Source organism: Phycisphaera sp. (assembly GCA_025916675.1).
In the GTDB taxonomy this organism is placed as follows: domain Bacteria; phylum Planctomycetota; class Phycisphaerae; order Phycisphaerales; family UBA1924; genus JAHCJI01.
The window spans coordinates 2,289,489-2,300,929 of sequence record CP098402.1 but is presented as its reverse complement, the minus strand read 5'-3'; the positions used below and the strand labels follow the sequence as shown (position 1 = coordinate 2,300,929).

7 protein-coding genes are annotated in these 11,441 nt (G+C 66.4%); 1 reads left to right on the top strand and 6 read right to left on the bottom strand.

Features of this window, described 5'->3' with window-relative positions; translation table 11 throughout:
* Nucleotides 1-26: 26 nt before the first annotated feature.
* The 3 genes from NCW75_09865 to NCW75_09855 all read right to left on the bottom strand — a co-directional run bounded on the left by NCW75_09865 (nt 27) and on the right by NCW75_09855 (nt 5,081).
* Nucleotides 27-1,625 carry a glycosyltransferase gene (locus tag NCW75_09865; protein UYV11603.1) on the bottom strand — a complete coding sequence of 533 codons (1,599 nt, stop codon included), beginning with the start codon at nt 1,623-1,625 and terminating at the stop codon, nt 27-29.
* A gap of 365 nt (nt 1,626-1,990) precedes the next feature.
* A complete protein-coding gene (locus NCW75_09860) occupies nt 1,991-3,565 on the bottom strand; it encodes a hypothetical protein (protein UYV11602.1) in 1,575 nt (524 codons plus the stop codon).
* 265 nt (nt 3,566-3,830) lie between these two features.
* Entirely contained in the window at nt 3,831-5,081 is a 1,251-nt protein-coding gene (locus NCW75_09855; GenBank protein ID UYV11601.1) for a hypothetical protein, read from the bottom strand.
* Nucleotides 5,082-5,207: 126 nt separating this feature from the next.
* On the opposite strand from NCW75_09855, the gene NCW75_09850 reads away from it, so the two are divergent.
* A complete protein-coding gene (locus NCW75_09850; GenBank protein UYV11600.1) occupies nt 5,208-7,409 on the top strand; it encodes a hypothetical protein in 2,202 nt (733 codons plus the stop codon).
* 3 nt (nt 7,410-7,412) lie between these two features.
* Here the strand turns inward: NCW75_09850 and hutI are convergent, their stop codons facing one another.
* The 3 genes from hutI to NCW75_09835 are packed head-to-tail and all read right to left on the bottom strand — an operon-like array spanning nt 7,413 to nt 11,413.
* Complete coding sequence (hutI, locus tag NCW75_09845; GenBank protein UYV11599.1) at nt 7,413-8,606, bottom strand: imidazolonepropionase; 1,194 nt, start codon at nt 8,604-8,606, stop codon at nt 7,413-7,415.
* Nucleotides 8,603-9,535 (bottom strand): formimidoylglutamase, encoded by a 933-nt coding sequence (locus NCW75_09840; GenBank protein UYV11598.1) that lies wholly within the window; start codon nt 9,533-9,535, stop codon nt 8,603-8,605. Before NCW75_09840 ends, hutI begins: the two co-directional genes overlap by 4 nt.
* 9 nt (nt 9,536-9,544) lie before the next feature.
* Nucleotides 9,545-11,413, bottom strand: a complete 1,869-nt coding sequence (locus NCW75_09835) for an AbgT family transporter (protein ID UYV11597.1) — start codon at nt 11,411-11,413, stop codon at nt 9,545-9,547.
* Nucleotides 11,414-11,441: the final 28 nt, after the last annotated feature.

Genomic DNA, 11,441 nt, shown 5'->3' with positions numbered 1-11,441 from the left:
TGTTGGTTGGGTAGCGGCCGTCGGGGTCACGATACGCCTCCCGCGCCGGTTTGCTCCATGTAGATCGGCTCCATTTCCTGTGCGTGGACAGGCATCGTTTTGGGTGGTCGAACGCCGGATCGGAGCCGGGCGACCATGGCGGGCTCGTTCACGCAGCGCGCGATGGTGGCGGCCAGGGCGAAGCGGTCGTTGGCGGTGAAGAGCAGGCCGTTGGTGCCGTCTTGGACAAAATCGGGGATGCCCCCGGCGTTGGCCCCGATGACCGGAAGGCCGTTGGCCTGCATCTCGAGGACGGTCTGGGGCCCGTTGTCCCACCACACGCTGGGGACGACGCCGGCGTCCTGGCCGCCGCACATCCAGGGCAGGTCTTGCGGCCCATACTCGTAGCCGTAGCGGAGGGAGGCCAGGCGTGGCTCGAGGCGGCGGAAGCGGTACTCGATGGTCTTGCCGGCGGCGGCGAAGACCGAGAGGGCCACGTTGCGCAGCGTGTCGGGCGTCACCATCTCCAGGCTGTCGGCCAGCATCGACAGCCCCTTGTACCAGTTGTTGACACCGATGAAGACCAGGCGCAAGGGCCGGGCGTTGATGGTTGGTCGTGGGGGTGGATCGAAGGCGAGCTCGGCGTTGTGCTCGCGTAGCTCGTTGGCGATGGTGCCGATGGTGAGCGTGTGCACGCGTGAGGCGTCGACGCCGTGGGCGATGAACTTGTTGGCGACGAAGTCGGAGACGGCGTGGACGGCGTCGCAGCGGTTGAGCGTGTCGATGAAGGCCTGGCGGCGGGTGCTGTAGTCGGTCGGTGTGCCGTGGTGCGTTGGTTCGGCTCGGGGTGTGTTGTCGAAGGGCTGCCAGGTCGGGTCGCCCGGGATGCACCAGCGGCGGGGCGTGTCCCATGATCGCAGCAGCGCGCTCATCCCGCGGGGGTCGTGGTTGGGGTCGATGGCGGGCGGTGTTTCGTTGAGCGCGACGCCCTCGGCCGGGAGCACGGGCAGGGGCACGCGCTTGGGTTCTGCAGCGGGCGCTTCGAAGGGGGGCGGCTCCTTGGGCCAGGCCTCGGCGCGGCGGGCGCGTTCGTGGGCGGGGTCGGGCGCGGGGATGCACTTCTCGCACGCTCTGCCGCCGTCGTAGTCGGTACACAGCGTGCGGTGCCTCTGCATCAGGTAGACCTGCGGGCACAGGGGGTGGTAGTTGTGCAGGCTGTAGACGACGCGGCAGCCGGCGGTTCGCGCGACATCGAGGCAGCCGAGGCTGAAGCCCTCGAGCGATTGGACGTGCAGCACGTCGGGCTTCTCTTGCCTAAGGATCTGCGCGAACGCGGCCTCGAGTTCGGGGCTGCCGACCTCGGCCAGCGGCTCGTTGAACTGCAAGAGGCTGGGCGCGAGGACGGGGCTGTTGGCGATCTCGTAGACGCCCATGCCGAACCAGTCGGCGTGGCGGTGGGGTGTGCAGGGGCCGGGGCGGTCCTTGTGGCGTTTCGAGGCCGGGGTGTAGGCGGTGCCGCTGGCGATGGTGCTGACGCGGTGGCCCCGGGCGGCGAGCGCGAGGGCGAGGGCCTGGGTATAGCCGGCGATGCCGCCCTTGGTGGCACCGTCGTAGGCCTTGGGCCAGTTGAGCATGCAGATGCGCACGGGCGAGGGTAGGGGAGGGTTCTTCTGGTCGCTTCGCCAGCGGGGCCGGTTTGCCTTGCCGCCTCGGCAGCGGGCCCGCGCGCTTCGGGCTTGCGCTCGCGTGGGCGAGTGGCTTGCCGGACATGTTCTGCCCCCAATAGGCAACGGGCGCCGTAAACTGCATTTTCATGCGGGCCCGGCGGCTCCGTTGCGTCGATTGTTTGTCGCCTCGCCGACGGCGGGCCGGTTCGTGCCGGTTGTGCCGCCTGTACTACTTGTATCGAGCGGATCGGGGTGTGACTTCAGTTGGTGAAGGGGGAAATCTGAAAATTGTTGGGAATCGGGCCTGGGGGGGTTGTGGAGGGGTTCGGAATCCCAAAATACTGTCAGCGGGTCTCTTGGATGGGCCCAGGCCGAAGCGATTCGGTCACCGTATCGGCCCATCGTGTAGTAGCCAAACTGATGGCGCCGTCCGCCATGTGCTTGGAGTAGCGGCCCGGGAACAAGCCGTTCTCGTCCTCGCTGAGCGTGCGTATCACCTTCGCAGGGTCAAACCGAAGCTCGGCAAGCTTCATGAGTGTGTCGAACTCGCCTATGGACAGCAGGAGATAAGGGATGGGGGTGCAGCCCTTGTCCGCGAGCCGCTTGGCAATGCGGTTCCGAAGCAGATCGCCCTGAACCCCGAGCACCTGTCCGAAGCTGACGACGACACCAACGCATGGCTTGGGACCGATGCCATGTTCCGCCCACTCGCCGCGGTTGATCGAGGCGGCGTGCTGGCAAACCTGCTCCATCGCGTCGGTCAACCGCTCGATGATCTTCTCGACGTCCTCCGTTCGACCGAGCGAGAGGAGGCGCTGGCTCGCCTGCAACGCCTTGCACTCGACGAGCACGTGGCACTCCGGGCCCGTGATGACGACATCGGCACTCTTCGTTCCAATCTCGCTACCGAGGTTACTGGGCAGGTCATGCTCTTGGATGACGGTCTGCCCCTCGATAGTGCTCGCCGCGAGATGGCCTACAAGATTCTGAAATCGGAACCCGAAGGCGGTACGAAAGGCGTTGCCATGTGCGGCATTCAGGTCGTGCCACATGCTTCGTGTGATGCGTCCGACAACGTAGTCTGGCACCGGGGCGATCCACCTGTCGTCAGCAGTCTCAATGAATGGACGGTCCTTGAGGGGATTGAAGGCATACATCCAATATCGATCGTCGGCCAGCGTCTCTATCTCCTGATTGGCTCGTGCGCGAAAGTCCTCCGGCGTACATGCCAGTCGCCTTGTGACGGCAAGCCAGTATCGCTCCATGTTCTTTCCAAGCATGGAGAGGTGGTCAAGGACGTAGCCCTTGCTCGCGATGCCCGACATGCGGATCCCCCCGGGGGTCTGCATGGCTGCGAGAGACATCGAAACGAAACCCGCCCGCATGAACTCGAACGCTGGAAACCCGAGCGCTGCATCGATGCCTCGTGGGACATCCATCGTTTCGCCCGGACCAACCGGCATCGCGTCGGTAAACAGCGCAAAGGCGAGGCCGATGGCTTGCTTCGGGTTTGGCTCACGCTCCGTCTGGGCAGAGCCGTATCGCATCAAGAAGCCGAGCACGTCGGCCGTACCCGAGGCCAAATCGGCAGACGCCGGATCGTTCACATGCGAGTCCCAGATCAACCGCACGACGCGCACCAGCGTGTCGCCGTCCATTGGCCTCCCCCCGCGCTCCGCACAATGCAGGAGGATCACGCGGGCGAGGTTGGCGCCGTGGAACAACGGTTGGCTCTGCACGTCCGCGCTGTCGAGGAGATGGCGGAGATAGTCATCGCAGAGTTCGCTCTGCCAGAAGGCCTGCGCATGGCGGCAGGTCAGGAGGGCGTGCTTGAGATCGATGGGCCGCAGGAGCGCGGCGATCTCGTCGAACACGGCTCGATGGTCGAATGGGGGTGGCGGTGGAAGCTCAGTTGCCATGGTAGGGTCACGATAGGGTGTGGGGGTCAGGCTAAGGGAATCAGGTCTCGCCTTTTCAGCCTGTTCCAGCAACGGCATATGCCAAACAGTGGAGACGCGAGGCGCTCAGAAGCGCTTCTCGAGGGCTATCCGCTGCTCGCAGCCCGGATAGGACCGCCCCCGATCGACCGGGGACCGCTCCCGAGCCGCTCCGCCGCCGGTCCGATCATGTTTCGGGTCCCGGTGTGCGGGGGCGTCCGTCGCGTTTTCGCTTTGGGTGGGAGCGCTACGCGGGGGCGGTGGCGGGCGTGGGGGCCGCAGCGCGGTGGGCGCGGCGGCGCTTCAAGCGGCGGACGAGCCAGACGGTCAGGGCTATGGCGTTGGCCAGCAGGAACAGGAGCAGGCCGCCGGCGACCAGGGCGGCCTTGGCGATGGTCGCGTCGTGGCCGCCCAGGCCGAAGAAGCCGTCGGGCATCTCGGGCATGCTCGATGGCTCGGCCCAGGCGGCGAAGAAATCGGGGTGGGTGTCGGGGTGCTGGCCCTGTTCGAGGCGCGTCGTGATGTAGGCGGTGCGGGCGGCGTGCCGGGCGTCGGCCTCGGCGCGGGCTTCTTTATAGAAGCGTTCGAGGGGGGCGGCGCTGGACAGGTGCGCGCGGGCGTAGCGGTCGGCCTCGAAGCCCGAGGCGTCGTAGTCGGGGTGCAGGCTCCGGCCGCCGTCGTTGGCGATTTCCTCGGCCCGGAACCAGGCGAGCGCGGCGATCGAGCTGTCGCCGCCGCCCTGGAGCGCCCCGCCGAGCGAGAAGAACACGTCGAAGCTGTTCCACGCGTTGCCCAGCGCGACGAGCCCGGCCAGGCCCTCGCCCGCGTCGGCGTGATCGGTGCCTTCGAGTTGCCCCAAGAAAAAGCTGCCCTGATGGACACCCAAGGACGGGTCGGCCGCGAGGATGTTCGAGGGTGCATCGTACAAAGGCTCACGGGCGGGTGGCCGCAGGATCCAGTCGAGCGCCATGAGCTGGTAGCGTTCGCGGCCGAAGTGGGCGTCGGGGTTGAGCTGGATGGCCTGGTCGATCAGGTCGCGGGCGCGCTGGATGTCGGCGAGGTCGGAGCGGTCGGCACCGCTGCTGATCCAGCGATGGGCGTGGAAGGTGCCAAGGTTGGCGAGGTACCGGTACTCGTGTTCCTCGTCTGGTGCCGCGTCAAGCGCACGACGCTTCCTGGCCATCCACGCGACGGCTTCGTCGTAGCGGCCCAGGCGATCGCACGCGACGCCGGCGTCGTCGTAGGCGGCGAGATCGGTTGGGTCTGTCTCGAGTTCCTTGGCGACGCGCTCCAGACGCATCTCGTAGTAGAGCGGCGGGTAGCGATCGAAGCGGCCGACGATGGTCTCGACCATGCCCGGCGCGCCGGCGGCCTCGGCGCGCAGGGTGTCGCTGTCCCAGAGGCAAGCGAGTTCGTTCGTGCGGGTGCCTGGCAGTAGGAGGGCGGCGGCCACGGCCAGGAGCAAGACGCCGGTGACGAATGTTCGGGCGGCAGTCATACGGGACAATACGGCCAGGATCGTGTGCGGTTCTCACGGCTCTCATGCGCCGCGGGGTGCCGAGGAAATGGCCCTTGTTTGGAGGGGCGGTTTCTGGTATGCTGGTTTGACAGAAGGAGGCCCTAAATGCCGCGCATAGACCAGTCAGTCGCTCTTGCCCGAGCCGCGATCTCGAACGCCAATCGACCGGGACATCGCGGGGGGCACGCCCCGGGCTCTTGGATCGGGGGCTGGGTTGTTGTCGGGTTGCTTGTGGCGTCCGCGCCATCGTTCGCGCAGCCGGTGGAGTGCGTGCCGGTCGAGGTTGGCATCAACGGCGGCACCGCGGTGGGCTCGGAGGTCCGCGACAGGCTCGCGTTCGTGGCCAATGCGGAGACCGGGTTGCTGGTGTTCGACGTGACCGATCCGGCCAACCCGGTGCGGGTCACCCAGCTTGATCTCCCCGGCCGGGCCCAGACCGTTGATCTGTTCGATTCCGACGAGGGGCCGCTGGCGTACGTTGCGTGTACACAGGATGTGCACGAGCGTGGTGGGGGTGTGTACGTCGTGGACATCGCCGATCCCGCCGCGCCGAGCCTATTGGGTGTGGTGGGCCAACCCTGGAGCGCCTTCGACGCCCGGGTGTACACGGGGCGGATCAACGGCCCGCACCTGTACGTGTGCGAGGGCGCCGGTGGGCTGTCGATCTACGATCTGAGCCGCGACGCCCGCGAGCCGTTGACGGTGGCCCGGTTCGATGGGGGCGGCAGTGCGGCCGATGTCGATTTCATGCGCGTAGATCGGCAGGACATCGCGATTGTCGCCGGCTTCCAGGCCGGTGTTCACTTCGTGGACGTGACCGATCAGGACGACCCGGTGCTGCTGTACACAGCGCCCGAGCCGGAGCGCAGCATGGCGGTCCAGGTGTCGTTCCGGCGCGTGTACGTGGCCGCCCAAGGCGATACGCCGACGGGCTGGGACGAGCGATTCTGGGCTTATGACGTGCTCGATCCTTCGGCGCCGCGGCTGGTGGGCAGTTTCGCGCTGGAGAGCTGGCCCTCGGACGTGGACGTGAAGCGGCGGGTCGGCGCGGGCGATCTGGTGTATGTGGCCGAGGGCTACGGGGGTCTTGGCATCTTCGAGGAGGTGAGCGATGGCGTGTATGAGCGGCTTGCGACCGTCGCCGAAGACACCACGGCCTGGGATGTACATCTGGACGGTGACCTGGCGTACGTCAGCGGCATCGACGGGGGGATGACGGTGCTTGACGTGGCAAACCCGAGCGTGCCAGTGGAGGTCGGCGCCTTCACCCAGCTCGGCCGGGTGCGCGGCGTGTTCGCGCGCGGTGGGGAGGACCACGTCTATGTCTCGGGCATGGGTGTGGTGGACGTGACCAATAAGGCCGACCCGCGGTTGATCGGATATCCCGATGGGGCCCAGCCGGTGTCGGCCTGGGACGTGGCCTTCCGGGGGGATTTGGCCGTGGCGTCGGGATCGCGCGGGATCTACACCATCGACCTGACCGACCCGCTCGCGCCCCGCGTGCTGGCCACGGCTCCGCCGAGCTCGGGCGGGCATGCGGCGGGCGTAGCCATCGACGGCAACGTGGCCTACCTGTGCGGGCCAGACGATGACTTCGAGGTACTGTCGTTCCTGCGGTCCTATGACATCAGCGATCCGGCGGCGCCGGTCGTCCTTGATGAGATCGAAACGGTGGCGTCGGGCTATGACGTGGACGCCGCCGATGGCATGGTGTACTACGCCAACGGCAGCCTGGACATCGTCGACGCCTCCGACCCGATGGACCTGGCGGTGGTCTTTTCGCAACGGCCGGCGTTCGTGACCGATGCGGTCGCGCGCGATGGCGTGTTGTACGCGATCGATTCGACCGTCGGATTGCGGATCGAGGACGTGACCGACCCGGCCAATCCCCTCCGGCTGGGGACGCTTGGCGGGTTCTCGCCCCGCGGCACGCTCGTGCTCTCGGGTGACCGGGCGTTCATCGCTGACGCCAACAGCGGCGTGGTCATCGTTGATATCCAGGACCCCACCGACCCGAGGCTCATCACGATGGTGGACACGCCCAGCGAGCCGACCGGCGTGGCCGTCGATGGCCGGTGGATGTACGTTGCTCTGAATAGTGATGGCTTGAGGGTGTACGACCTGGGCCCGTGCGATCCGTGCGCGGTCGACCTCGATGGTGATGGCGAAGCGACGTTGTTCGACTATTTGGCTTTCGGCGGGCTCTTTGCCTTGGGCGACCTGGCGGCCGACTTCGACGGTGACGGGGATCTCACCATCTTTGACTTCCTCGCGTTCCAGAACGCGTTTGACATCGGCTGTGGGTAGGGCTTACTGCTCGACGCTGCCAACCCACACGCGCTCGACCGGGTTGGTCCCGAAGGAGTGGGCGAGCTCGCGTTCGTTGGTGTGGTGCAGGAGGATGGCGTCGGCGGTCGCGCCAGGCATGAGCGTGCCGTGGTCTTGGAGGCCGAGCATGCGTGACGGTGTTCGCGTGGTAGCGAGGATGGCTTCTTCGGGAGTGATCGGCGGCGAGCCGTTGAAGCGGCAGGCCAGGGCGATAGCCATCGGCATGGATGGGCACGGGGCGCTGCCGGGGTTGAGGTTGGTGGCGATGCAGAGGTTGGCGCCGTTGTTGAACAACGTGCGTGCGTCGGCGTATCTCTGATCGACATGGAAGCCGCTGCAGGGGAGGACGACGGCGTGGGTATCGCTCTGAGCGACGCGTTGTAACAACTCGGGGCTGCTGGCTTCGAGATGGTCGACGCTCAGGAAGTTCCGTTCGAGCGCGGCCTCGACCATGCCGAAGCTGGTAAACTGGTCGGCGTGGACGCGGCAGGGATGGCCGGCGGCCTGGGCCCTGTCGAACAGTTCGAGGCACTCTTCGAGGTGCCAGGCGGCGGGCTCGGCGTAGGCGTCGATGGCGATGCCGGGAAACTCGGCGGTGACGGCGGGGAGGGTCTCGTCGATGGTCGTGCGGACAAACATGTTGCGCGGGATGTTGGGGTCGAGGGCGTGGCCGATGCAGGCGGTGGGAATCGCCGTGCCGGGGAAGCGGTTGTTGGCGTCGGCGATGGCGCGGAGCATCTTGAGCTCGTCGGCGGTGGTGAGGCCGTAGCCGGACTTCACTTCGACGGTGGTCGTGCCATGGGCGAGCATGGTGTGCAGGCGTTCGAGCAGGAGATCGGCGAGTTCTTGCTGCGAGGCGGCGCGGATGGCGCGGACGGTGGCCATGATGCCGCCGCCGGCTTCGAGGAGTTCGAGGTATGACGCACCGGCGAGGCGGGCGGCCCACTCGTCGGTCCTATCGCCGGCCCAGCAGGCGTGGGTGTGGCAGTCGGTGAAGGCGGGCATGAGCACCTTGCCCTGTGCGTTGACGTCGGCGCTGCCGGGCGGGTCGCCGGTGTGGACTTCTTCGACGCGACCGTTCTTGAAGCGCAGCCAGCCGTGCTCGATGAGGCCGAGGGGGCCTTCGCCGAGGGATGGGTCGAGGGTGAGGATTCGGGCGTTGGCGATAGTTGTCATTGGTTGCGGGGGTCGATGACATCGAGGGCTTCGAGAAAGAGGTAAGCCGCAAGTTGTGCGGTGCGGTCTTGGTCGTCGTGCGGCGGGCTGAGTTCCATGATGTCGAAGCATCGCAACGAGGGTGAGCGCAGGTTGTCCCGGATCCAGCGTCTGGCCGTCTGGGCCAGAACGCCGCACGGGTTCGTTGCGCTCACGCCCGGTGCCTGGGACACGTCGATCGCGTCGAGGTCGAGACTTGCGAAGTAAGGCAGGCGGGGTTCATCTTCCTCGTCATCGGTCTCGTCGACAACGGGGTCGTCGAGAAAGAGCACACCGCCGCGGTGCTCCATGAACCACTTCATATGCTCATCGGAGTTGACCTTGCGTTCGTAGCCGGCGATGGTGAGTGATTCGATGCCGCAGTCCTCGACGAGTCGGCGGAAGGGCATGCCCGAGCCCTTGGTCTCTCTGACGTCGAGGTGCGCATCAAGGTAGATGCCCTCTCGCGGTGCGTCGTCGCTGGCCAGGCCATTGATGACCCCACGCACGAACGCGAAAGTCAGATCGTGTCCGCCGCCCAGGCCGATCGGGAAGAAGCCGGCCCTGACGAGCGCCGCCGATGCTTTACTCACGCGGCGGTGGGTCTCGTCGAGATCATCGCCCGCTGGCAGCACATCGCCAGCGTCGTAGACCTTTGGCCACAATCCGAATGACGGCTTCTTGACGCCCATCGTCGAGAGCACACGTCGGATGGCACTTGGTCCTTCTTTCGCCCCGGGCCTGCCGTTATTGAGCTTGACACCGGTGTCATCTGGCATTCCCAAGATTGCGAAGGGTTTGCGATAAAACGGCTTGGGCTGGTACGCGTCGATCGGTTGGACACGCTCCGAAAAGCGCCCTTCGTGCAGCTCGATCGGCGTCTGCGGCGGTGTCGCGTATGGAACTTCCATGAACGCTCCTTACGGCGTGAAGTGCGTGGGCGAGCCCGGGCCGACGGGCAGGCCCAGGGCGAAGACCCAGACGTAGAACAGGATCATCCAGCCGATTAAGAACGCAATCGAATATGGGAGCATGGTCGCGATCATGGTGCCGATGCCCAGCTTCTTGTCGTATCTCGCGGCGACGGCCAGGATGAGGCCGAAGTAGCTCATCATGGGTGTGATGATGTTGGTGGTGCTGTCGCCGATGCGGTAGGCGGCCTGGATGACTTCGGGTGAGTATCCGACGCCCATGAGCATGGGCACGAAGATTGGTGCGGTGGCGGCCCACTGAGCGCTCGCGCTGCCCAGCATCAGGTTGATGAAGCAGCACATCAGGATGAAGGGGATGAACACGATCGGCGAGTCGATGCCCAGGGCCCGGATGCCGTCGGCCCCGACCACCGCGAGCATGCTGCCCAGGCCCGAGTACTTGAACATCGCCACGAACTGGGCGGCGAAGAAGACCAGGACGATGTAGAGCCCCAGCGTGCTCATGCCGTGGGCCATGGCGTCGATGATGTCGCGGTCGTTCTTCATGGTGCCCACCGCCCGGCCGTAGACGAAGCCGGGGATGATGAAGAAGACGAAGATCATGGCGACGACGCCGCGGAGGAAGGGGCTGGGCATGAGCCCGCCGGTGTCCTGGTTTCGCAGGACGCCGTAGCCAGGGAGGGTGTTCAGGACGCGATTGATCGCGAGATCGCGGGTGATGACGAGTTTCCGCTTTTTCGCGGCCAGGACGGGTTGTTCTCCGGCCTCGTCCGCCTCAGCGTCTGGTGCCGATTCGACCCGTGGTCCGGTGGTTGGGGGCGAATCGATCGTGGCTTCGACTGGCGGACCCATGACCTCCGCTTCGAGTTGCTCGCGGTCTTCGGGGCTCGCGCTGAGGTACTCGCTGAGGGCGACGTCCTCGCCGACGTAGACCGCTTTGGTAATCTGCGGCCCGGCGACATACGCGAACGCCAGGGCGGTGAGCAGTGCGGCGATGCCCGCGCGCTTCAAGCCGCGCTTCTCTTCTTTCGTCAGCTTGCTGAGCGACGGGTCCTTCTCGACGGACTCCTCGGCATTGGCGGGGTCGTACTTGCCCAGGCGGGGCTCGACGATAAAGGTCGTGACGGCCCATCCGACGATCGTGATCATGAACACGCTGACGATCATGAAGTACCAATTGACCGCGGCGTGGACCTCGTAGCCCGGTGCCACGATCTGGGCTGCCTCTTGCGTGATGCCGGCCAGCAGCGGGTCGATAGTGCCGATGAGCAGGTTGGCGCTGTAGCCGCCGCTGACACCCGCGAAGGCGGCGGCCAGGCCGGCGTAGGGGTGGCGGCCCAGCGCGTGGAAGACGACCATCGCCAGGGGGATGAGCACGACGTAGCCCATCTCGCTGGCGATGTTGCTCTGCACGCCGGCGAAGACGACGACCAGGGTGACGAGCTTGGGCGGGGCGGCCAGCACCATGCTGCGGATGACGGCGCTCAGCAGGCCGCTGCGTTCGGCGACGGCCACGCCCAGCAGCGCGACGAGCACGGTGCCCAGGGGCGCGAAGCTGGTGAAGTTGGTGACCAGGTTCTGCACGAGCCAGCGGAAGCCCTCGCCGCTCATGATGTTGGTGGCGACGTACCGCTCCTCGACGAATCCGCCGCCGGGCTCCATCTTCTGGAAGACGACCTCCCACTGGAGCCACGAGGCGATGCCACTCACGATGGCGACGGCCAGGGCGAGCAGGGCGAAGAGGGTGACCGGGTGGGGCAGGCAGTTGCCCAGCCATTCCACGATGCGCAGGAAGGTGGCGAAGGCCCGGCCCGGGGCGGCCAGCAGCGTCTTTGGGGGTGCTTTGGGTTCGGGCATGCCCGCAGGATACGCCCCGGCGTGGGTT

Bases quoted from the DNA above. Each gene is read 5' to 3' on its own strand.
- NCW75_09835 (UYV11597.1), bottom strand. From the start codon at position 11,413: ATGCCCGAACCCAAAGCACCCCCAAAGACGCTGCTGGCCGCCCCGGGC.
- hutI (UYV11599.1), bottom strand. From the start codon at position 8,606: ATGACAACTATCGCCAACGCCCGAATCCTCACCCTCGACCCATCCCTC.
- NCW75_09860 (UYV11602.1), bottom strand. From the start codon at position 3,565: ATGGCAACTGAGCTTCCACCGCCACCCCCATTCGACCATCGAGCCGTG.
- NCW75_09855 (UYV11601.1), bottom strand. From the start codon at position 5,081: ATGACTGCCGCCCGAACATTCGTCACCGGCGTCTTGCTCCTGGCCGTG.
- NCW75_09840 (UYV11598.1), bottom strand. From the start codon at position 9,535: ATGGAAGTTCCATACGCGACACCGCCGCAGACGCCGATCGAGCTGCAC.
- NCW75_09850 (UYV11600.1), top strand. From the start codon at position 5,208: ATGCCGCGCATAGACCAGTCAGTCGCTCTTGCCCGAGCCGCGATCTCG.